The organism is Cronobacter dublinensis subsp. dublinensis LMG 23823, assembly GCF_001277235.1.
Taxonomy (GTDB): Bacteria; Pseudomonadota; Gammaproteobacteria; order Enterobacterales; family Enterobacteriaceae; genus Cronobacter; species Cronobacter dublinensis.
In genome coordinates this window covers 920,462-941,793 of the sequence record NZ_CP012266.1, presented here as the reverse complement: position 1 = coordinate 941,793, position 21,332 = coordinate 920,462, and the positions used below count along the sequence as shown (strand labels likewise).

Annotated in this window: 20 protein-coding genes and 2 tRNA genes; 8 read left to right on the top strand and 14 right to left on the bottom strand. The window is 55.8% G+C overall.

The features are described from left to right. Positions 1-374: 374 nt before the first annotated feature. The 5 genes from AFK67_RS22715 to proB all read right to left on the bottom strand — a co-directional run bounded on the left by AFK67_RS22715 (position 375) and on the right by proB (position 4,152). Positions 375-992: a hypothetical protein gene (locus tag AFK67_RS22715; RefSeq protein WP_134792919.1), complete on the bottom strand. Its 618-nt coding sequence runs from the start codon at positions 990-992 to the stop codon at positions 375-377. Position 993: 1 nt separating this feature from the next. Then, complete coding sequence (locus AFK67_RS04315) at positions 994-1,428, bottom strand: Panacea domain-containing protein (RefSeq protein ID WP_032967078.1); 435 nt, start codon at positions 1,426-1,428, stop codon at positions 994-996. A 172-nt stretch (positions 1,429-1,600) separates the two neighbouring features. Further along, positions 1,601-1,676, bottom strand: a tRNA-Thr gene (locus AFK67_RS04310). 108 nt (positions 1,677-1,784) lie between these two features. Then, positions 1,785-3,038: a glutamate-5-semialdehyde dehydrogenase gene (gene proA / locus AFK67_RS04305; RefSeq protein ID WP_038884168.1), complete on the bottom strand. Its 1,254-nt coding sequence runs from the start codon at positions 3,036-3,038 to the stop codon at positions 1,785-1,787. Positions 3,039-3,048: 10 nt separating this feature from the next. Beyond that, positions 3,049-4,152, bottom strand: coding sequence for a glutamate 5-kinase (gene proB / locus AFK67_RS04300; protein WP_032967076.1), 1,104 nt, complete (start codon positions 4,150-4,152; stop codon positions 3,049-3,051). 291 nt (positions 4,153-4,443) lie between these two features. On the opposite strand from proB, the gene phoE reads away from it, so the two are divergent. Beyond that, complete coding sequence (gene phoE / locus AFK67_RS04295) at positions 4,444-5,526, top strand: phosphoporin PhoE (protein WP_032967082.1); 1,083 nt, start codon at positions 4,444-4,446, stop codon at positions 5,524-5,526. 116 nt (positions 5,527-5,642) lie between these two features. On the opposite strand, the gene crl is transcribed toward phoE, so the two are convergent. From crl to gpt, 3 genes are all read right to left on the bottom strand, one after another. After that, on the bottom strand, positions 5,643-6,032 hold the full coding sequence (gene crl / locus AFK67_RS04290; protein ID WP_007720164.1) for a sigma factor-binding protein Crl: 390 nt from the start codon (positions 6,030-6,032) through the stop codon (positions 5,643-5,645). Between the two features lie 57 nt (positions 6,033-6,089). Further along, positions 6,090-7,337: an esterase FrsA gene (gene frsA / locus AFK67_RS04285; protein ID WP_007720163.1), complete on the bottom strand. Its 1,248-nt coding sequence runs from the start codon at positions 7,335-7,337 to the stop codon at positions 6,090-6,092. 105 nt (positions 7,338-7,442) lie between these two features. Then, on the bottom strand, positions 7,443-7,901 hold the full coding sequence (gpt, locus tag AFK67_RS04280) for a xanthine phosphoribosyltransferase (protein WP_004385350.1): 459 nt from the start codon (positions 7,899-7,901) through the stop codon (positions 7,443-7,445). 260 nt (positions 7,902-8,161) lie between these two features. Between gpt and pepD the strand changes: the two genes are divergently transcribed. Further along, entirely contained in the window at positions 8,162-9,619 is a 1,458-nt protein-coding gene (gene pepD, locus AFK67_RS04275; RefSeq protein WP_038884172.1) for a cytosol nonspecific dipeptidase, read from the top strand. A gap of 171 nt (positions 9,620-9,790) precedes the next feature. Here the strand turns inward: pepD and dinB are convergent, their stop codons facing one another. Further along, positions 9,791-10,846: a DNA polymerase IV gene (gene dinB / locus AFK67_RS04270; RefSeq protein ID WP_038884175.1), complete on the bottom strand. Its 1,056-nt coding sequence runs from the start codon at positions 10,844-10,846 to the stop codon at positions 9,791-9,793. 256 nt (positions 10,847-11,102) lie between these two features. Between dinB and dpaA the strand changes: the two genes are divergently transcribed. Then, complete coding sequence (gene dpaA, locus AFK67_RS04265; RefSeq protein ID WP_007720160.1) at positions 11,103-11,840, top strand: peptidoglycan meso-diaminopimelic acid protein amidase; 738 nt, start codon at positions 11,103-11,105, stop codon at positions 11,838-11,840. Here the strand turns inward: dpaA and AFK67_RS04260 are convergent. After that, complete coding sequence (locus tag AFK67_RS04260; RefSeq protein ID WP_007720158.1) at positions 11,811-12,578, bottom strand: class II glutamine amidotransferase; 768 nt, start codon at positions 12,576-12,578, stop codon at positions 11,811-11,813. The genes dpaA and AFK67_RS04260 overlap by 30 nt on opposite strands. Positions 12,579-12,670: 92 nt before the next feature. Next, positions 12,671-13,252 carry a D-sedoheptulose 7-phosphate isomerase gene (gene lpcA, locus AFK67_RS04255; RefSeq protein WP_007720156.1) on the bottom strand — a complete coding sequence of 194 codons (582 nt, stop codon included), beginning with the start codon at positions 13,250-13,252 and terminating at the stop codon, positions 12,671-12,673. A gap of 228 nt (positions 13,253-13,480) precedes the next feature. Here lpcA and fadE point away from each other — a divergent pair, with 228 nt between their 5' ends. Together fadE and AFK67_RS04245 are read left to right on the top strand one after the other, a co-directional pair. Then, positions 13,481-15,925 carry an acyl-CoA dehydrogenase FadE gene (gene fadE / locus AFK67_RS04250; RefSeq protein WP_007720153.1) on the top strand — a complete coding sequence of 815 codons (2,445 nt, stop codon included), beginning with the start codon at positions 13,481-13,483 and terminating at the stop codon, positions 15,923-15,925. 107 nt (positions 15,926-16,032) lie between these two features. Further along, positions 16,033-16,803, top strand: a complete 771-nt coding sequence (locus AFK67_RS04245) for an amidohydrolase (protein WP_007720152.1) — start codon at positions 16,033-16,035, stop codon at positions 16,801-16,803. 92 nt (positions 16,804-16,895) lie between these two features. Here AFK67_RS04245 and AFK67_RS04240 read toward each other — a convergent pair. Continuing rightward, positions 16,896-16,972 (bottom strand) — tRNA-Asp (locus tag AFK67_RS04240). A gap of 132 nt (positions 16,973-17,104) precedes the next feature. Next, positions 17,105-17,836, bottom strand: coding sequence for a DNA polymerase III subunit epsilon (dnaQ, locus tag AFK67_RS04235; protein ID WP_007720151.1), 732 nt, complete (start codon positions 17,834-17,836; stop codon positions 17,105-17,107). On the opposite strand from dnaQ, the gene rnhA reads away from it, so the two are divergent. Then, on the top strand, positions 17,790-18,365 hold the full coding sequence (gene rnhA, locus AFK67_RS04230; RefSeq protein ID WP_162140668.1) for a ribonuclease HI: 576 nt from the start codon (positions 17,790-17,792) through the stop codon (positions 18,363-18,365). The two genes, dnaQ and rnhA, sit on opposite strands and share 47 nt — an antisense overlap. Here the strand turns inward: rnhA and AFK67_RS04225 are convergent. Then, positions 18,362-19,078: a class I SAM-dependent methyltransferase gene (locus tag AFK67_RS04225; protein WP_007720147.1), complete on the bottom strand. Its 717-nt coding sequence runs from the start codon at positions 19,076-19,078 to the stop codon at positions 18,362-18,364. The two genes, rnhA and AFK67_RS04225, sit on opposite strands and share 4 nt — an antisense overlap. A gap of 32 nt (positions 19,079-19,110) precedes the next feature. Between AFK67_RS04225 and gloB the strand changes: the two genes are divergently transcribed. Together gloB and mltD are read left to right on the top strand one after the other, a co-directional pair. After that, entirely contained in the window at positions 19,111-19,866 is a 756-nt protein-coding gene (gloB, locus tag AFK67_RS04220) for a hydroxyacylglutathione hydrolase (protein ID WP_007720144.1), read from the top strand. Between the two features lie 71 nt (positions 19,867-19,937). Beyond that, a complete protein-coding gene (mltD, locus tag AFK67_RS04215) occupies positions 19,938-21,311 on the top strand; it encodes a murein transglycosylase D (RefSeq protein WP_032967074.1) in 1,374 nt (457 codons plus the stop codon). Positions 21,312-21,332: the final 21 nt, after the last annotated feature.

Sequence of the window (21,332 nt, the reverse complement as noted above, 5' to 3'; positions counted from 1 at the left end):
TGTCAATTCCATTTTCAACTCAATAATCATAGCTTAGTGTTTTTATATTTTTTAATTTTTGCTATTTTCAGATTAACGAATTTGATAAATATAATTCCCGCATAGATGACACCAAAAAAAACACAGCGCGTATTAATGTTTTTATGAGTACATTTATCATAATGCTGGCAGGGTTAATTTATATATTTTATTAACTAGCAACTCTAACCGCATTAGAAAAAATTGAGGCAGGATTGCAAATAGCAGTTATCAGCGCAATAATATGACGATGGCAAAAATAGTTATATTCGCAGGCTTAATTTGCAGACCGAAATATATGTCGTCATATTAATTCTCACCTAGTTAATAGGCTTTTTAGCAGCAAAGAAGAGCATTTACTGATTAGATGTTGGGTAAATTTGGTGTTTTCTCTCATACCAGATTAGATAAAAATGCCCATTGAGTTCAATACCCCAAGCTCTTTTGGTTGCACCTAACCTAAATCTAAAAATGCTCTCAAACTGCTCATATCCAAGTTCTAACCATCTTCTGACAGCATCATCACATAGCTCCGTTATTTCGTGTCCGTGATGCATGAGATGCCCAGATTCAGAAACCATACGTTGTATTTCTGCCCAATCAAGCCCCTCTAAGTTATTCATATTTAAAGTTATGGGGTCCTCCCACTCTTCTGTCGTCCATTTTCTGGGTTCCAGGAGAGCATCACCTGCACGCCAGCTCCAATGACCATCACAATCAGCATGACGCGCACACCAAGTCATTAGAAGGCCGTGACGAGAACCAGAAACTTTTATTATCGGTTGTTTTGGAACTTCAAGAGATCCTAAGGCTGAACCTATGATAGGTATTTTTTGCAAGTCAGGCAGGCGCTCAATCTTAGGAGTGTTGGAGATAATCGCTTCTCGATGGGCAGAAGCAAGCCGGACTGCTTTTTCTTTCTTTCTTTCAGTCCTAGCTTGTTTTCTCTCTTGCCTGCTTAACTTGTTAGTCATACTAGAGTGAGGAATAGTATTCGGCCATTGATGCTTTAGTGATCACTTCGGAACATGAAGCCATTGGTTGTAGATCTCCTCTAGCCTCTAACCATGGAGCCTCTTTATGAGTGAGGTTGCTCAACCACTGCGCCGTTTTATCACCGTAAAAATCAAGAACTTTATCAATGGTTTCTTTTTGATGTGCACTCAAAAGAGAAGTATCCCCCTCGCTAAAAACGGCTTCGCTAACTTTGAACAAGCCTCTATGTTTCGCATAAAGGCATTTGTTAACAGGGCCATTAGCCCATGCTTCAAACTCTTCAGGGAAAATCTCTTCTTCATCCCAGACTAAAGCCCATGCTTGGCTATAGTACGCGAGCTTCTGTAGCTTCATGGCCGTAATTTCGCCTGTTTTTTCAAGTATATATTTTGCGGCATCTATTACGCTTGCCATAGAAAATCCCCTTTTGTTTTCGCCTACCAATGTTTATTACCGTTAATAATCGCATATAGACGTGGGGATTGCCTATCGTAAAATGCCTTCTGACAGATATATGTGATGATTCGCTCTCTATAGTACAAAAGCCCGAGTAGTTACATTGAGGGGCTCTTAAGAGATGCTTGCGTGGTGCCGATAATAGGAGTCGAACCTACGACCTTCGCATTACGAATGCGCTGCTCTACCAACTGAGCTATATCGGCCCTGAGGAAGGGTGTGCCTTAGCACGGGGTAAAAGCTTAAGTAAAAGCGGGTGATGCGTCAATGCCCTTGCGGTTCAAGCGGCGATTTTTGCATCACCCGGTGCGTAGTTAAGCACGAATCGTATCGTCGCCGTAGCCAATCCACTTGTAGGTGGTCAGCGCTTCGAGGCCCATCGGGCCGCGGGCGTGCAGCTTCTGGGTGCTCACGGCCACTTCGGCCCCCAGGCCGAACTGCGCGCCGTCGGTAAAGCGCGTCGAGGCGTTCACATACACCGCGGAAGAATCCACTTCATTTACGAAACGGTCGGCGTGGCGCAATGTGCGGGTGAGAATGGCGTCCGAATGCTGGGTGCCGTGCGCGCGAATATGCGCGATGGCCCCGTCGATGCCCGCCACCAGCTTCACGTTGAGATCGAGCGACAGCCATTCGTCGTCAAGCTCTTCCGCTTTCACCGCCACCACGTTCGCCGGGCCGCCGGCAAGCAGCGCCAGCGCACGCTCGTCAGCATGCAGCGTTACGCCGCGCGCGTGCATCGCCTGGCTGAGCTCCGGCAGAAAACGCTCTGCGATGGCCTCATGCACCAGCAGCGTCTCCACTGTATTACAGGTGCTCGGGCGCTGGGTTTTGGCATTGGTGATGATGTTGAGCGCAGGCGCGAACTCAGCGCTTTCATCAACGAAAATATGACATACGCCGATGCCGCCGGTAATAACCGGAATGGTTGACTGCTCGCGGCAAAGCTTATGCAGCCCAGCCCCGCCGCGCGGGATCAGCATGTCGATGTATTTGTCCATGCGCAGCATTTCACTAACCAGCGCGCGGTCCGGGCTTTCGATGGCCTGAACGGCGGCGGCGGGCAGGCCGCACTCTTCCAGCGCTTTCTGGATAACTTTCACCGTCGCCGCGTTGGTGCGCCAGGTTTCTTTACCGCCGCGCAGGATAGCCGCGTTGCCGGTTTTCAGGCACAGGGAGGCGACATCCACCGTCACATTCGGGCGCGCTTCATAAATCACGCCGACCACACCGAGCGGCACGCGGCGGCGCTCGATGCGCAGGCCGCTTTCCAGCAGGCCGCCGTCGATAACCTGGCCTACCGGATCGGCCAGATGACAGACCTGGCGCACGTCGTTCGCAATAGCGTGTAAGCGCTGCGGGTTGAGCGCGAGGCGGTCTAACAGCGCCTCGCTCAGCCCGTTGCGGCGCGCCTCCAGCAAGTCCTGCTCGTTGGCGAGCAAAATCTCTTCTGATTGCGCTTCTAAATAATCAGCGATTTTCTCCAGCACGCGGTTTTTCTCGCGCGAGGAGAGCAGCGCCATCTGATATGAGGCGGCTTTGGCCGCCTGGCCCATCTGCTCCAGCATGGCAGGCTCCTTATTGGGTGATCATGTCGTCGCGGTGAACGGCCACCGGGCCATATTCATAACCGAGAATGGCGTCAATCTGCTGCGAGTGGTGCCCGGCGATGCGGCGCAGCGCGTCGCTGTTGTAGCGCGTGACGCCGTGGGCGATGTCGCGCCCTTCCAGATTGCGGATGCGGATAACTTCACCGCGCGAAAAGTTGCCGGTAACGCTTCTGATGCCTTTTGGCAGCAGCGAGCTGCCGCGTTCCATAATGGCGGCCTGCGCGCCCTCGTCAACGGTGATTTCGCCAGCGGGCGGCGCGCCGAAGATCCAGCGTTTGCGGTTCTCAAGCGGCGTCTGCTGCGGGTGGAAGCGCGTGCCGACCGGCAGCCCTTCGATAACGTCGTTAATCACGCCAGGCTTGCTGCCTGCGGCGATCACGGTCTCGATGCCCGCGCGGCCCGCGACATCCGCCGCCTGAAGCTTGGTGCCCATGCCGCCGGTGCCGAGCCCGGAGACGCTGTCGCCCGCAATCGCGCGCAGGGTGTCGTCGATGCCGTAGACATCCTGAATCAGCTCGGCCTGCGGGTTGTTGCGCGGGTCGGCGGTGAAGAGGCCCTGCTGGTCGGTCAGCAGCAGCAGTTTATCGGCGCCTGCGAGAATGGCCGCCAGCGCCGAGAGATTGTCGTTGTCGCCCACTTTGATTTCCGCGGTCGCGACCGCGTCGTTTTCGTTGATGACCGGCACGATACGGTTATCGAGCAGCGCTGTCAGCGTGTCGCGCGCGTTGAGAAAACGTTCGCGATCTTCCATATCCGCGCGGGTGAGCAGCATCTGCCCCACGTGGATGCCGTAAATCGAGAAAAGCTGCTCCCAGAGCTGAATCAAACGGCTCTGACCAACCGCCGCCAGCAGCTGCTTGGAGGCGATGGTCGCCGGGAGTTCCGGGTAGCCCAGGTGTTCGCGCCCGGCGGCAATCGCCCCGGACGTGACAATCACAATACGATGCCCGGCCGCGTGCTGCTGCGCGCACTGGCGCACCAGTTCGACAATATGGGCGCGATTGAGGCGACGCGAGCCGCCGGTCAGGACGCTGGTCCCCAGTTTCACTACCAGGGTCTGGCTGTTACTCATGATGTTTTGCCGTATCAACGAAATTGGAAAAATTAAACCCAAAATGACGTTGTAACAGGAGAGCGCGCCCTTGCCAACTCCCGGCCCGAAAAACCGCACGGCGCGCAGACGAACCGGCAAGCATAGCGGCGCTGTTTGATATTTTTATTACAGTTTACGAAAAATATATCTTTTTAAAATTTATCTTACTTTGTCATATTTTTTTCATATCTGACCGTTAAAACCCATCTTGTTTTTTCACAGGTCTTTGACCCGCGAATTTTAGCGCGTAAATAATGATTGGGATTAATGATGAAAAAGAGCACTCTGGCATTAGTGGTGATGGGTATTGTTGCGTCTTCTGCTGTTCAGGCCGCAGAGGTGTTTAATAAGGGCGGCAATAAAGTCAATATTTATGGCCGTGTAAAAGCCATGCATTATATGAGCGACGACGCGGGCAACGACGGCGATAAAACTTACGCACGTCTGGGCTTTAAAGGCGAAACGCAGGTCAACAGCGACCTGACCGGTTACGGCCAGTGGGAATATGAAATCGCCGGTAACCGCGCTGAAAACGACGGTTCGCAGAAAACCCGTCTGGCGTTCGCCGGTCTGAAAGTGAAAGATTTCGGCTCACTGGATTACGGCCGCAACCTGGGCGCGCTGTATGACGTGGAAGCCTGGACCGATATGTTCCCGGAATTCGGCGGCGACTCCTCGGCGAAAACCGATAACTTCATGACTAAACGCACAACCGGCGTCGCGACCTACCGCAACACCGATTTCTTCGGCGCTATCGACGGCCTGAACATGACCCTGCAATACCAGGGCAAAAACGAGCGCTCTGATTACTCCACCGCGAACGGTGACGGCTTCGGCACCGCGCTGACCTATGATTTCGGCGGCAGCGATTTCGTGCTGGGCGGCGCGTACACCACCTCTGACCGCACCAACGTGCAGGAGCTGAAAGCGCTCGGCGGCGGCGAGCGTGCTGAGGCATGGGCGGCTGGCGCGAAATATGACGCCAATAACCTGTACCTTGCGGTGATGTACTCTGAAACTCGCAACATGACCCCGATTAAAGGCGCTGACGCCGCCGATCAGGGCTTTGCCAACAAAACCCAGAACTTCGAAGCCGTGGTGCAGTACCAGTTCGACTTCGGCCTGCGCCCGTCCCTGGGCTACGTGATGCAGAAAGGCAAAGATATCGAAAACGGTATCGGCGATCAGGATCTGGTGGAATATATTGATGTGGGCGCCACTTACTACTTCAACAAAAACATGTCCGCGTTTGTGGATTATAAAATCAACCAGATCGATGAAGATGACGTTACCCGTCGTCTGAAAATTTCTACCGATGATGTTGTGGCTGTCGGACTGAATTATCAGTTCTGATGACGCACAGGCGCGAAAATAAACGCGCCTGATTAAACGGGTGGCTACGATAAAAAATAACCCCGCTTCGGCGGGGTTATTTTTTACTCTGGTTTAAGCATTAACTGAAATGCGGCTTATGCAGAAAGCTTAAAATTTTCTGTCACCGGCTCCAGTTTTAAATCCATCGAAGCGAGCAGCGCACGCAATCTTTCATGGAAGTCACGCAGCGTTTTCTCAAGCTTCTCTTTTACTTCGTCGTCTTTGATAGGGATGGCATTCCAGTCGCCCTCTTTATCAAACAGGCCAAACTGCCAGGTGTAGGTAAAACGATCTTCCTCTGCTTCCAGCTCCATCCACCAGCCCCAGAATTCACGTTTCTCCGGCGCGGGTTTGACGTTGACGCAAACCGCCAGGCAGTCAAAGAAAAAGCGGTTGCCTTCGCACTGCCCTTCACGAATATAGGGGCCAAGGGCAGTGAATTTCTTAATCATCCTGCTTTTCGGGTGTCCACTCGGTAACGTCATTGCGATCTCCTTTTGTGAAGCCACTGTTTTACCAAACCAATGGAAATTAGCAAATCATTAACGCAATTTATGGTTTACCCACCCGGAAATCTCATACAGCGCCTTATCGAAGTTGCTGTACACAGGCGAAGTGGGGATCTCCAGCAGTTTACCCGCGACAGATGACGAGGCGATTAAACGCGCTTCCTCTTCCGGGCTGAACGGATCGTTTTTCCAGAAGCCCGCCAGCATCGGCGTCGGGCAACGGCGGCCGAGCAGCCCCTGCGTTTTCAGCGAATAGCGGTTAAGCTCGACGCGCAGCGCGTTGTCCGAGGCGTCATACATGCCAAGACGGCTTGCCAGCACATCCATATACATCTCCGGCACCCGATCCTGCTGCGTCGGATCGCTAAAGAGCTGATGCACCATCGGGCCGAGACACGCCACCGCTTTAAGGCGCGGCGCCTCCAGATACGCCAGCCGCACCGCCACGTTCGCCCCGAAGCGGAACCCGAATGCCGCCACGCGGGTGTGATCGACCCACGGCAGCGTCGGCAGCGCCTGCAACACATGCTGATGCAGCAGGCTGGAGTCCTGCGTAAGCGTCCATTTCGCCGACGCGCCGACGGACGGCATATCGATGGTCAGCATCGCGATGCCGAGCGGCGCGAAGTAGCGCTCGAAGAGGTTAAAGTAGTCGCTTTGCAGGGAATCAAGCCCGCCGCAAATCAGCACGGTCGGGAAAGGCCCCTGCCCGCCTTTGGGCAGATGCAAAAAGCCGTTGATGGACGCGCCGCCAGGAATCGCGAACGTCAGCTCGCGCAGTTCGCCGGAAAGGCGCGTGGCCGCTTCTTCGTAGGCGCGATTGGCGAGCGCCTGCGCCTGCTCGGCAAGCACGTCGCCTTTGAGGTGCGGATAGGCGGCGATACTGTAAAGGGTGGAGGCCATCAGCCACGCCTTGCCGATGGCCTGCTCGTCCGTTTCCTGGCCCGCGCGCTGCTGCCATGTCATGGCCTGCTTCGACCATTCGTAGTTCCAGTTGCCACCGCGATAGCCGACGACCGTGTCGTACAGGGCGGGATCGGTGCGTTCGGCGTCGCTTAATACGATGCGCGACTGCACCTCAAGGATTTCCAGCGGATCAACGCCGCGCCAGACCCACATCAGGCGGTTTATCATGCGATACCAGTGCGGCACCGTTTTACCGTCCAGCGTCGACTGAATATCCGGAGGCGGGGCATGCTGAAGACGACGCACCAGCGTCGAGGTTTCGGGGTGTTTAAACCGTGGCTTAAACAGGGTTTCGCTCAGGTTTGCCTGCGACATGCTCTGCCTCCGTGAAAACGTCACAAAGTTTGATTGTACTCGCAGGCGATGCCTAAAAACAAAAACGCCCGGCAGTGCCGGGCGTAAAGATGCGTAAGGACGGGATTAACGGCCAGACAGCGGCGGTACGAAGACCACGCCCATGTCCCACGGCTGCTCAATCCAGGTGTCCTGCGGGATGTCGATGACGTAGTCATCCACCAGCGGCTGACCTGCCGGTTTTGCGAAAATAGTGACGAAACGGGCTTTCGGGTACATTTCGCGGATAGCCACTGCGGTGCCGCCGGTATCCACCAGATCGTCCACCACGATAAAGCCTTCGCCATCGCCTTCCGCGCGTTTGATAACCTTCAGTTCACGCTGGTTGTCATGGTCGTAGCTGGAGATACAGACGGTATCGACGTGACGGATACCCAGTTCACGCGCCAGCAGTGCGCCCGGCACCAGACCGCCGCGGCTGACGGCGATAATGCCTTTCCACTGCTCGGCCGGCAGCAGGCGGCTCGCCAGCTTGCGTGCGTGGATCTGTAACATATCCCAGGTGACAACGTATTTTTCGCTCATGTGAAGTGTCCCGGCCAGTTTAAAAAACGGCTTAAAAAGTGTTCAGGGGGAAAATAGGTTGCGCGAGATTATAGAGATCTGAGCCGCTAAAAACCAGTGCCATGCGGCACGGGCCGTGGTTTTTGCTCGCTTTGGTCTGCACGGCATAAAAGAAAGTGGTATTCTCGGACGATTGCCCAGGCCCGTCTTGCGGCACATCACAACGATAACCCAGAGGCCCGTTCGCCGCATTGCAGCGGGCTCAGTCAAGGAGACTTAACGTGTCTGAACTGTCTCAACTCTCCCCTCAACCGCTGTGGGATATTTTCGCGAAAATCTGCTCCATTCCTCACCCGTCCTACCATGAAGAACAACTCGCCGAACACATCATGGGCTGGGCGAAGGAAAAAGGCCTGTTCGCCGAGCGCGATCAGGTGGGCAACATTTTACTTCGCAAACCGGCGACCGCCGGCATGGAAAACCGCAAGCCGGTCGTGCTGCAGGCGCACCTGGATATGGTGCCGCAGAAAAATAACGACACCGTTCATGACTTCACGAAAGATCCTATCCAGCCGTACATCGACGGCGAGTGGGTGAAAGCACGTGGCACTACACTTGGCGCGGACAACGGCATCGGCATGGCCTCCGCGCTGGCGGTGCTGGCGGATGATTCCGTCGAGCACGGCCCGCTGGAAGTGCTGCTGACCATGACCGAAGAAGCCGGGATGGACGGCGCGTTCGGTCTGCAGGCAGGCTGGCTGCAGGCGGATATTCTGATCAACACCGATTCCGAAGAAGAAGGCGAAATCTACATGGGTTGCGCCGGCGGCATCGATTTTATCTCCACGCTGAAAGTTTCCCGCGAGGCGATCCCGGCCGGTTTCGAGACGTTTAAACTGACGCTCAAAGGCCTGAAAGGCGGCCACTCCGGCGGCGATGTCCACCTGGGCCTCGGCAACGCCAATAAACTGCTGGCCCGTTTCCTGTTCGCGCATGCGCAGGACCTGGATTTACGCCTGGTGGATTTTAACGGCGGTACGCTGCGTAACGCCATCCCGCGCGAAGCGTTCGCAACCGTCGCGGTGCCTGCCGCTAAAGCGGGCGAGCTGAAAGCGCTGGCGGATACCTTCCTCGCCATTCTTAAAAACGAGCTGTCCGTTAAAGAGAAGAACATTACCGTTCTGCTGGAAGCGGCCACGACCGATAAAGCCGCGCTGACCGCGCAGAGCCGCGATACCTTTGTCGCGCTGCTGAACGCGATGCCGAACGGCGTTATCCGCAATTCTGACGTCGCAAAAGGCGTGGTGGAAACCTCCCTGAACGTGGGCGTGGTGACCATGAACGACGAGCAGGCGGAAATCATCTGCCTGATCCGCTCGCTCATCGACAGTGGTAAAGATTACGTGGTGGGCATGCTGGAGTCGCTCGGTAAGCTTGCGGGCGCGCAGACCGTCGCCAAAGGCAGCTATCCGGGCTGGCAGCCGGACGCCAGTTCGCCGGTGATGCATCTGGTGCGAGAAACCTACCAGCGTCTGTTTAACAAAACGCCGAACATTCAGGTGATCCACGCCGGTCTGGAATGCGGTCTGTTCAAAAAACCGTACCCGCAGATGGATATGGTTTCCATCGGGCCGACCATTACCGGACCGCACTCGCCGGATGAGCAGGTGCATATCGAGAGCGTGGGCCAGTACTGGACCCTGCTGACCGAGCTGCTGAAAGCGATCCCGGTGAAATAAACGTTTATGCAGAATAAAGGCGGCCCCGAGGCCGCCTTTTTTATTTGCGCGGTGGCGGGTGCGCTTTGGGGAATGGCGGGCGCGCTGCGCTTACCCGCCCTACGTCCTGGAAAGTTAACGTTCTCCAGGGTGGGTAAGCGCAGCGCACCCACCGGTCCGGCAAGAAAAAGCTTACAGTCCCAGCACCAGCTGGCGTTCGAGCTGCGGATCCAGCAGCGTCACGTGCAGCCCCACCAGCCGCACGCCGCGCCCGGCGCGTCGCTCATCCCAGGTTTTTTTGGCGGTCGCGATCAGGTCGTCTTTATTGAGGCGCGGCCAGACATGCTCCTGGGTCGTCAGCTGGAAATCGTTAAACTTGAGTTTGACGCCCTGCCGCGCGATGCGCAGGTCGGGTTTAACCTTCGCGAGCCGCAGTTCCAGCTCAGGGTAAAGGCGCTCGATAATCGCCTCGCACTCGGCCCAGTCGTGAATATCTTCCGCGAGCGTGCGCTCCACGCCCACCGATTTACGCTGTCTGTCGCTGCTTATCTCGCGGTCGTCGATTCCCTGGCTGCGCTCCCACAGCACCCGCCCGAACTTACCAAAGCGCTTAAGCAGCGCGGCGAGATCGCTTTTTTGCACATCCTCACAGGTACGCAGACCGAGGCTCTCAAGCTTCGCCGCCGTCACCTTGCCGACGCCCGGGATCTTGCCAAGCGGCAGCGTGCGTAAAAATGCAGGCACCTCTTCAGGCGTTATCACATATTGTCCGTTGGGCTTGTTGAGATCGGAGGCTATCTTGGCGAGGAATTTTATGGGCGCCACGCCCGCCGACGCGGTGAGCTGTAATTCGTTAAATATCGTCTGGCGGATTTCGCGCGCCATCAGCGTGGCCGAGCCGTAACAGTGCGGGCTGTCGGTGACGTCCAGATACGCCTCGTCGAGCGACAGCGGTTCAATCAACGGGGTATAACGCGAGAAGATGTCACGGATGTGCGCGGAGGCTTCTTTATAAGCATCAAAGCGGCCGGGCAGGAGCGTGAGGTGCGGGCAGAGCTTGAGCGCCATGCCGGTCGGCATCGCGCTGCGCACGCCATATTTACGCGCCGGGTAGTTAGCGGTACTGATCACACCGCGGCGTTCGCGGCTGCCGCCAATGGCGAGGGGAATATCGCGCAGGGCCGGATTATCGCGCATCTCAACCGCCGCGAAAAAGCAGTCCATATCGACATGAATGATTTTGCGCATACCCCGGCCTCACACTGTATGTGTATACAGTCTGGCAAAAAAGCGACGCTGCGGCAACCTTCCTTATTTCCGCCTGATTGAGTAAATTCAATGCGGCGCGAGCAAGTTAAGCAGAACTTAATTGTAAACGCAGTAGCCAGCGCTTGCGAAAAATAACAGCGGTGCTAATGTGAGCGCTCCCGAACCAGAATAGTCTTATTTTGGATCCCTTCGCCGTTCCGGCATTGGTCTTGGCTTTATCAAGGAAACAAGCAGTATGCGTAAACTCGCATTGTTAATCGCAATGCTTCTGGTGTCGTGCTTTTCATGGGCCAGTACAGTCAGCAGCGACAGCGTTACCCCGATAAAAAAAGAATTAAAACAGCAGTTAATGGGTTCCCCGGTTTATATCCAGATCTTTAAGGAAGAGCGCACGCTTGAGCTGTACGTCAAGATGGGCGAGCAGTATCAGTTACTGGATAGCTACCGCATCTGCAACTATTCCGGCGGTCTTGGGCCGAAACGCCGTCAGGGCGATTTCAAAAGCCCGGAAGGCTTTTATAGCGTGCAGCGCGGCCAGCTCAAACCCGACAGCCGTTTTTATAAAGCGATTAATATCGGTTTTCCGAACGCCTTTGACCGCGCTAATGGCTATGAAGGGAAATATCTGATGATTCACGGCGCCTGCGTTTCCGTGGGTTGCTACGCGATGACCGATAAAAATATCGATGAGATTTTCCAGTTCGTCACCGGCGCGCTGGTGTTTGGTCAGCCGAACGTCCAGGTGAGCATTTATCCGTTCCGCATGACCGACGCCAACATGGAGCGTCACAAGTATTCGTACTTCATCGGGTTCTGGAAACAGCTGAAACCGGGGTATGACTACTTTATGACGACCCATCAGCCGCCGGTGGTCTCGGTGGTGAATGGCAACTACGTGGTGAGCAAACCGCTCAACAGCAGCGTGGTGCACCCGCAGCTGGCGTCAAACTACGCGCTCCCCGAGACAAAATAACGCCCACTCGCCTGGCATGATTTTGTGCCAGGTTTCATTGCCCGTCAGCGGCTGCGTGGCAATCACTGTGACCACATCATTCGGTGTGGTCTCTTCCTGAAAATCAATCTCCACATCCTGATCGAGCAGTTTGGCGACGCCAAACGGCGCGCGGCGCGTTATCCAGAAAAGATTAGTGGAGCAGAACGCCATCACGTAGCGCCCGTCGGAGAGCAGCATATTAAAGACGCCCTTCTCACGCAGTTCGCCCGCGAGCTGCGCGATATACCGAAAGACCGCCGTCATATTGCCCGGCGTGCGCGGGTAGCGCGTGGTGAGCTTGTGCAGCAACCAGCAAAAGGCTTTTTCGCTGTCGGTTTCGCCAATCGGGCGAAACGGGCCGGTGTCGAGCGACCGGTAACCGGTGAGCTGACCGTTATGAGCGTAAGTCCAGTTGCGGCCCCAGAGTTCGCGGGTAAACGGATGGGTGTTTTCCAGCGCCACTTCGCCGCGGTTCGCCTGACGAATATGCGCCACCACCGAGCAGGATTTAATAGGGTAATCCTGCACCAGCTTTGCGATAGGTGAGTTGTAGCTCGGCTGTGGGTCTTTAAACGTGCGACAGCCTTTGCCTTCATAGAAGGTGATGCCCCAGCCGTCTTTATGCGGCCCGGTTCCCCCGCCTCGCTGCACGAGGCCGGTAAAGCTAAAGCAGATATCGGTCGGCACGTTGGCGCTCATCCCGAGCAGTTCGCACATGATTCACCTCGTCACACGCCGCCTTCCTGACAGAAGGCGTCACTGGGGCAGCCGGACGCGCGACGCGCGCCCGTCCCGGCACAACAGCCTTATCAGGCTTTAACCATCTCTTTTTCAATCAGCTGGATCAGGATGTGGATCACTTTGATGTGAATTTCCTGGATACGGTCAGCATAGCCGAAATGCGGCACGCGGATTTCCACATCGGCGGTGCCCGCCATTTTGCCGCCGTCTTTGCCGGTGAGCGTGATGACTTTCATGCCCTTCTCACGCGCGGCCTCGATGGCTTTAATCACGTTGCCGGAGTTGCCGGAGGTAGAGATACCGAGCAGCACGTCACCCTCACGCCCTACCGCTTCAACATAGCGGGAGAAGATGTGGTCGTAACCGAAATCGTTGCCGACGCAGGAGATGTGGCTGACGTCGGAAATCGCGATCGCCGGATAGCCCGGACGGTTTTCACGGTAGCGTCCGGTCAGTTCTTCGGCGAAGTGCATCGCGTCGCAGTGCGAACCGCCGTTGCCGCAGGAGAGCACTTTGCCGCCCGCTTTGAAGCTGTCCGCCAGCAACACCGCCGCACGCTGGATAGCGTGGATATTGGCTTCATCTTTCAGAAAGTTAGCCAGCGTTTCGGCAGCTTCGTTCAGCTCGTTACGAATCAGATCCTGGTACATGAGGGATATCCTTCAGCATTAAAAAGTAACCGTATGCAGTGTAACGGATAGCGCCGGGAGCGAGAAGTGCTACGCCGCGGCCTGCGTGCAGGTTTTGCGTTTACGTGCGGCAACAATGTGAGCCAGGTTGTAATTATTTTGTGAACGCATTGCTAAAAAAAGCAACATCCTCTACAACCATATCATCACAAGTGGTCAGACCTCCTACAAACAAGGGAGCTTTTCTTTATGATGATCTTGAGTATCGTTGCCACCCTCGTACTTATCGGTGCGCTGTTTTATCACCGCGTCAGCCTGACGCTCAGCAGCCTGATCCTGCTGGCCTGGACCGCAGCCCTGGGCGCCGTTGGCCTCTGGTCGCTGTGGCTGCTGGTGCCGCTGGCTATCATTCTGGTTCCCTTTAACGTCACGCCAATGCGTAAATCGCTTATCTCGGCACCGGTGTTCCGCGGCTTCCGTAAGGTGATGCCGCCGATGTCGCGCACCGAGAAAGAGGCGATCGACGCCGGTACCACCTGGTGGGAAGGCGATCTGTTTCGCGGCAACCCGGACTGGCAAAAGCTGCATAACTACCCGCAGCCGAAGCTGACCGCCGAAGAGCAGGCGTTCCTCGACGGCCCGGTGGAAGAAGCATGCCGTATGGCCAATGACTTCCAGATAACCCATGAAATGGCGGATCTGCCGCCGGAGCTGTGGGCGTACCTGAAAGAACATCGCTTCTTCGCGATGATCATTAAAAAAGAGTACGGCGGTCTGGAATTTTCGGCATATGCGCAGTCCCGCGTGCTGCAAAAACTCTCCGGCGTCTCGGGTATTCTCGCGATTACCGTCGGCGTGCCGAACTCGCTCGGCCCTGGCGAACTGCTGCAACACTACGGCACCGAAGCGCAGAAGAACCATTATCTGCCGCGCCTGGCGCGTGGGCTGGAAATCCCCTGCTTCGCGCTCACCAGCCCCGAAGCAGGCTCTGATGCAGGCGCTATCCCGGATACCGGCGTGGTCTGTATGGGTGAATGGCAGGGCGAACAGGTGCTCGGCATGCGTCTCACCTGGAACAAGCGCTATATTACGCTCGCGCCAATCGCGACCGTGCTGGGCCTCGCGTTTAAACTCTCTGACCCCGATCGCCTGCTGGGTGGCGAACAAGAACTCGGCATTACCTGTGCGCTGATCCCAACGAACACCCCGGGCGTGGAAATCGGCCGACGCCACTTCCCGCTTAACGTGCCGTTCCAGAACGGCCCGACGCGCGGCAAAGATATCTTCGTGCCGATCGACTACATCATCGGCGGCCCGAAAATGGCCGGTCAGGGCTGGCGTATGCTGGTGGAATGTCTGTCGGTGGGTCGCGGCATTACCCTGCCGTCTAACTCAACCGGCGGCCTGAAATCGGTGGCGCTGGCGACCGGCGCTTATGCCCATATCCGCCGTCAGTTCAAAATCTCTATCGGTAAAATGGAAGGGATCGAAGAGCCGCTGGCGCGCATCGCGGGTAACGCCTATGTAATGGATGCGGCGGCGTCGCTTATCACCTACGGTATTATGCTCGGTGAAAAACCGGCGGTGCTGTCGGCGATTGTGAAATATCACTGTACCCATCGTGGTCAGCAGTCGATTATCGATGCGATGGATATCGCAGGCGGTAAAGGCATTATGCTCGGCGAGGGCAACTTCCTTGCCCGTGCTTACCAGGGCGCGCCTATCGCGATCACCGTAGAAGGCGCCAACATTCTGACCCGCAGCATGATGATCTTCGGCCAGGGCGCCATCCGCTGCCATCCGTATGTGCTGGAAGAGATGGCGGCAGCGCAGAATAACGACGTTAACGCGTTTGATAAACTGCTGTTCCGCCATATCGGCCATGTCGGCAGCAACCTGGTGCGCAGCTTCTGGCTCGGCCTGACCAACGGCCTGACCAGCAGCAGCCCGACCCGCGACGCCACGCGCCGCTACTATCAGCATATCAACCGCCTGAGCGCCAGCCTGGCGCTGCTCTCCGACGTCTCAATGGCGGTGCTGGGCGGCAGCCTGAAGCGTCGCGAGCGTATCTCGGCGCGCCTTGGCGACGTGCTGAGCCAGCTCTACCTGGCGTCTGCGGTGCTGAAACGCTATGACGACGAAGGCCGTCAGGAAGCGGATCTCCCGCTGGTGCACTGGGGCGTGCAGGACGCGTTGCATCAGGCCGAGCAGGCAATCAGCGATCTGCTGCGTAACTTCCCGAACGGCGCGGTCGCGGGCCTGCTGAGCCTGGCGATTTTCCCGGCGGGCCGTCGTTACGACGCGCCGTCTGATCGCCTTGATCATAAGCTTGCGAAGATCCTGCAAACGCCGTCAGCCACCCGCTCACGTATCGGTCGCGGTCAATATCTGACACCGAGCGAGCATAACCCGGTGGGGCTGCTGGAGCAGGCGCTTGAAGATGTGATGGCCGCCGACCCTATCCACCAGCGGATCTGCAAAGAGATGGGCAAAAACCTGCCGTTCACCCGTCTTGATGAGCTGGCGAAACGCGCACTGAAAGAAGGCCGCATCAATGATGACGAAGCGGCAATCCTGATTCGCGCTGAAGAAAGCCGTCTGCGCAGCATTAATGTGGACGATTTCGAGCCAGAAGCGCTGGCCACCCAGCCGGTAAAGCTGCCAGAAGCGGTGCGTAAAGTTGAAGCTGCCTGATCATTCTGCGTAAAAAAACCTCGCTCCGGCGGGGTTTTTTATTGCCTCGCATCCTGTCGCGCGCATGATAAAGTGACCTGAGTTGCCAATGACGGGGGAGTCTGAACGTGTCTGGTTTGAAAATTTCACTGCTGCAGCAGTCGCTGACCTGGATGGACGGGCCCGCCAACCTGCGCCATTTCGACATCTTGCTGGAAAAGGTGCAGGGACGGGATCTCATTGTGCTGCCGGAGATGTTTACTACCGGCTTCGCGATGGAAGCCGCGCAGGCGTCGCTCCCGGAAGAAACCGTCGTCGCCTGGATGCAGGAAAAAGCGCGTCAGACGAACGCGATGGTGGCAGGCAGCGCGGCGCTACAAACCGAGCGCGGCCCGGTGAACCGTTTTCTGCTGATCGAGCCGCATGGCGCGGTGCACCGCTACGACAAACGTCACCTGTTCCGCATGGCCGACGAGCATCAGCATTATGTGGCGGGCAACACGCGGATTATCGTGCAATGGCGCGGCTGGCGCATTCTGCCGCTGGTCTGTTACGACCTGCGCTTCCCGGTCTGGTCGCGCAACCGTAATGATTACGACCTGGCTCTTTACGTAGCGAACTGGCCTGCCCCGCGCGCCCTGCACTGGCAGGCGCTGCTGACGGCGCGCGCTATCGAGAATCAGGCGTATGTCGCTGGCTGCAACCGGGTGGGGAGCGACGGCAACGGCCATCACTACCGCGGCGACAGCCGCATCATTAATCCGCAGGGTGAAATTATCGCCGCAAGCGACGCGCATCAGGCGGTTCGTCTGGAAGCGGAGCTGTCTCTGGAGTCGCTGAACGACTATCGCGAAAAATTCCCCGCCTGGCAGGACGCCGACCCGTTTACGCTCGGGTGACAGTCAGGGGCTGCTGAAAGACGGCCCGTTGATTTCATGGGCGCTGAAATGACGAAAGCCCGAATCATTGCTGATTCGGGCTTTCTGAATAGTGGCGGAACGGACGGGACTCGAACCCGCGACCCCCTGCGTGACAGGCAGGTATTCTAACCGACTGAACTACCGCTCCGCGTTGTGTTCCCTGGGGAACGGGGCGAATATTACGGGCTGCCCCTGGAGCCGTCAACGGTTTTTCTCACATTTCGAATCGTTTGCTTTAAAAATCGCCCGCAAGGCGATTTTGTCAGCGTTTTCAGCGTACTCACGCGCGCCAGAGGCAGCTGCCGCCCTTTTTCTGCACCAGATCGAGACGTGACTCATGCGCCGCCAGCTCTTCATCACAGGCCCGAACGACCTTAAGGCGCGATGCCTGACGCACCACGCGCTGAATGCCGGTGTCGCCCTGCTGTTGCTGCCCATCCCCTTCCATCGCGAACGCAATGGACGTCTGCCCGCCGGTCATCGCCAGATAGACTTCCGCCAGAATTTGGGAGTCGAGCAATGCGCCGTGCAGCGTACGCTTGGTGTTGTCTATTTCATAACGCGAACATAATGCATCGAGGCTGTTGCGCTTGCCCGGGAACATCTTACGGGCCATCGCCAGGCTATCGGTGATTTTGCAGAATGTTTCGGTTTTCGGAATGCCGCGATTGAGCATGCCGAATTCGTAATCCATAAAGCCGATATCGAACGACGCGTTATGGATGACCAGCTCAGCGCCACGGATGTAATCGAGAAAATCGTCCACCACATCGCCAAAAACCGGTTTATTGAGTAAAAACTCATCGGAGATCCCGTGAACCATAAAGGCTTCCGGGTCCACCAGCCGGTCGGGCTTGAGGTAGACGTGAAAGTTATTGCCGGTCAGGCGACGGTTAATCACTTCGACCGCACCGATCTCAATAATGCGGTGCCCTTCATAATGGGCGCCTATCTGGTTCATACCGGTGGTTTCGGTATCCAGAACGATCTGTCGTGTAATAGCTGTGCTCATAGCGCTCGTTTATGTCAGACTTGGCTTTTTACTCACAGGAAGTCTACCAGAGATGCGTAAACAGGTAGAAATTTTCACCGATGGATCTTGTCTCGGCAATCCGGGGCCGGGCGGTTATGGCGCGATCCTGCGTTACAAACAGCATGAGCGCACCTTCAGCGCCGGCTATCGCCTGACGACCAATAACCGTATGGAACTGATGGCGGCGATTGTATCGCTGGAGGCGCTGCGCGAGCACTGTATTGTGACGCTCAGCACCGACAGTCAGTATGTGCGCCAGGGCATTACGCAGTGGATCCATAACTGGAAAAAGCGCGGCTGGAAAACCGCCGACAAGAAGCCGGTTAAAAATGTCGATTTATGGCAGCGGCTGGATACGGCGCTGGGCCAGCACGAGATTAAATGGGAATGGGTCAAAGGCCACGCCGGTCATCCGGAAAACGAACGCTGCGACGAACTGGCGCGCGCGGCCGCTATGGCGCCCACGCTTGAAGACACCGGTTATCAGCCGGAAACCGCAGCCAGTTAAGGTTTACGATACTGGCGCGTGGCGCCGACCGCCGGGCGTAGCTGCGTACGGGCGCGGGGCTTCATTAATGGATTGATAGTCAGCGGGATGGTGCGCTTACGCGCCACCATAACCTGCAAACAGCCCAGCGCAGGCAGATGTTTCGTCAGCATTTTGCCGCCCTGCCGGCACCACGGCAGCACCTGGCAGCGGTTATAATAAAGCAGCTCGAAGTTAAGCAGCGACAGCCAGTCCATCTGGCGCATCAGGGTAAACATGCGGCTGTTCACCGGCGCGCGTTTGCGAACGAACGGCAGGAGCTTAGCGGCTCCCAGCAGGCTGAGCGGATTAAAACTGGTCATGATGAGCCAGCCATCGTCAATCAGCACCCGATCTGCTTCGTTGAGCATCTGATGCGGATCGGTACACCACGGCAGCGTATGCGCCAGCAGGCAGGCATCAACGGATTTCGCGGCAAACGGCAGATGCAACGGATCGCCCTGCACCTGCAGCCCATCGCCTTGCAGCGCAATATTGACCTGATGGGAAATAGCGCAGGCCCCGGTGTTTATCTCCGCGCTCAGATTGCCTATCTTAAGCAAATGAAAGCCATACATTTTCCCAAGCCAGGGCTGGAGTTCCCGCTCAAGCGTCGCGCGGTAATTATCGCCCCAGGCAAACGCATCCCAGTGGGCCGGTGCGCTGAATGTCGCGGGTGTCCTTGCCGGTTTCATCACTACCTTCCGTAACGCATAAGAGGTGATTTATGAATCTTAACAGTATTCCTGCTTTAGAGGATAACTACATCTGGGTGTTGAATAATGAAGACGGCCAGTGCCTGATTGTCGACCCTGGCGAGGCGGAACCGGTGTTGCACGCCATAGAAGAAAACCAGTGGCAGCCGGTGGCGATTTTACTGACGCATCATCATCACGATCATACCGGCGGGGTGAAAGCCTTAGTGACGCGTTTTCCTGATATCGTCGTTTACGGGCCTGAAGAAACCCGCAGCAAAGGCGCGCAAGTTATAGTCAACGAGGGCGAGAAGTTCAACATTCTGGGCTGTGAATTCCTCGCATTGGCGACGCCAGGTCACACTTTAGGACATTTCTCATATTTCAGTTTCCCTTATCTGTTCTGTGGTGACACGATGTTTTCCGCTGGCTGTGGACGTCTGTTTGAAGGTACGCCGAAGCAGATGTATCAATCCTTCCAGAAAATAAATGCCCTGCCCGATGAAACCCTTATTTGCTGCGCTCACGAGTACACATTAAGCAATCTTAAGTTTTTAGTGGCTATTTTGCCTGACGATCCGGTTTTAACCCAATATTATCGAGAAGTTAATGAGTTACGTGCAAAAAATCAAAAAACACTCCCCTCAATTCTTAAAAATGAGCGCCAAATAAATCTTTACCTTCGTATGGAAGATGATGATTTAATTAATAAAATTAATCCAGACCTGCGGTTGTCTCCTCCTGAAGAGAGATTTGCATGGTTAAGGTCAAAGAAAGATAACTTCTAAAAATTCTTGCTTGTATTCGGGAAGCTTCGCCGTTATTATTGCTCGTCTTTTAAGCAACTATTGACACACACATGAAGGCAAAAGCGATCTTACTCGCCTCTGTCCTGCTTGTGGGGTGCCAGGCGTCGCAACACGACGGCAGCGTCCAACAGCATGCACAGAGCCTTTCTGCGGCTGGTCAAGGGGAAGCAGGAAAGTTCGCTGGTCGAGCGGCTTCTGCGCGGTGGATGGATGATGGAACGTTCCTCGCGCAAGATCAGGACCTGTGGACTTTCATTGGCGACGAGCTAAAGATGGGGATTCCGGAAAATGACCGGATCCGCGAACAAAAACAGAAGTATTTGAGTAATAAGAGCTATCTCCACGATGTAACTTTACGGGCAGAGCCGTATATGTACTGGATAGCCGGGCAGATTAAGAAACGTAATATGCCAATGGAACTGGTACTACTACCCATAGTGGAGAGCGCTTTTAACCCCCACGCGACATCTGGCGCGAATGCCGCAGGCATCTGGCAGATTGTTCCGAGCACGGGGCGGAATTATGGTTTAAAACAGACCCGGAATTACGACGCGCGTCGTGATGTGGTGGCGTCAACAACTGCCGCACTGAACATGATGCAACGTCTGAACCGTATGTTTGACGGCGACTGGTTACTGACTGTCGCAGCCTATAACAGCGGCGAAGGTCGTGTATTGAAGGCAATGAAAGCGAATAAAGCACGTGGCATGCCCACGGATTTTTGGTCGCTCTCACTGCCACAGGAAACCAAAATTTACGTGCCGAAAATGCTGGCGCTGAGTGACATACTCAAAAACAGCAAAAGGTATGGGGTGCGTTTACCGACAACGGATGAAAGCCGCGCGCTGGCTCGCGTGAAAGTGAATAATCCGGTGGAAATGGAACAGCTGGCGGAAATGGCCGGGATTTCAGTGAATAAGCTGAAAACCTTCAACGCAGGCGTTAAGGGTTCAACCCTTGGCGACAGCGGGCCGCAGTACGTGATGGTTCCGCAGAAGCATGCGCAGCAGTTGCGCACGTCTCTGGCAGCCGGTGAAATTGCTGCGGTTCAGCCGACGCTGGTCGCAGATAACTCACTGTCTGCGCGGACCTATAAAGTGCGTTCCGGCGATACGCTTTCGGCGATCGCCGCACGAATGAACGTCAGCACCAAAGATTTGCAGCGCTGGAATAATCTGCGCGGCGCGAAGCTGAAACCAGGCCAGACGTTGTCCGTTGGCACCGTCAGCAGCTCAGGCGAGCTGGCGAGCAACAGCGACAGCATCACCTATAAAGTGCGCAAGGGCGATTCGCTCTCAAGCATAGCTAAGCGTCACGGCGTTAACATCAAGGATGTGTTGCGCTGGAATAGCGATACGGACAATCTGCAACCGGGCGATCAAATCACCCTGTTTGTGAAGAACAGTTCGACGCCCGATTCCTGACAGACAGCCGCAGTCTTATGA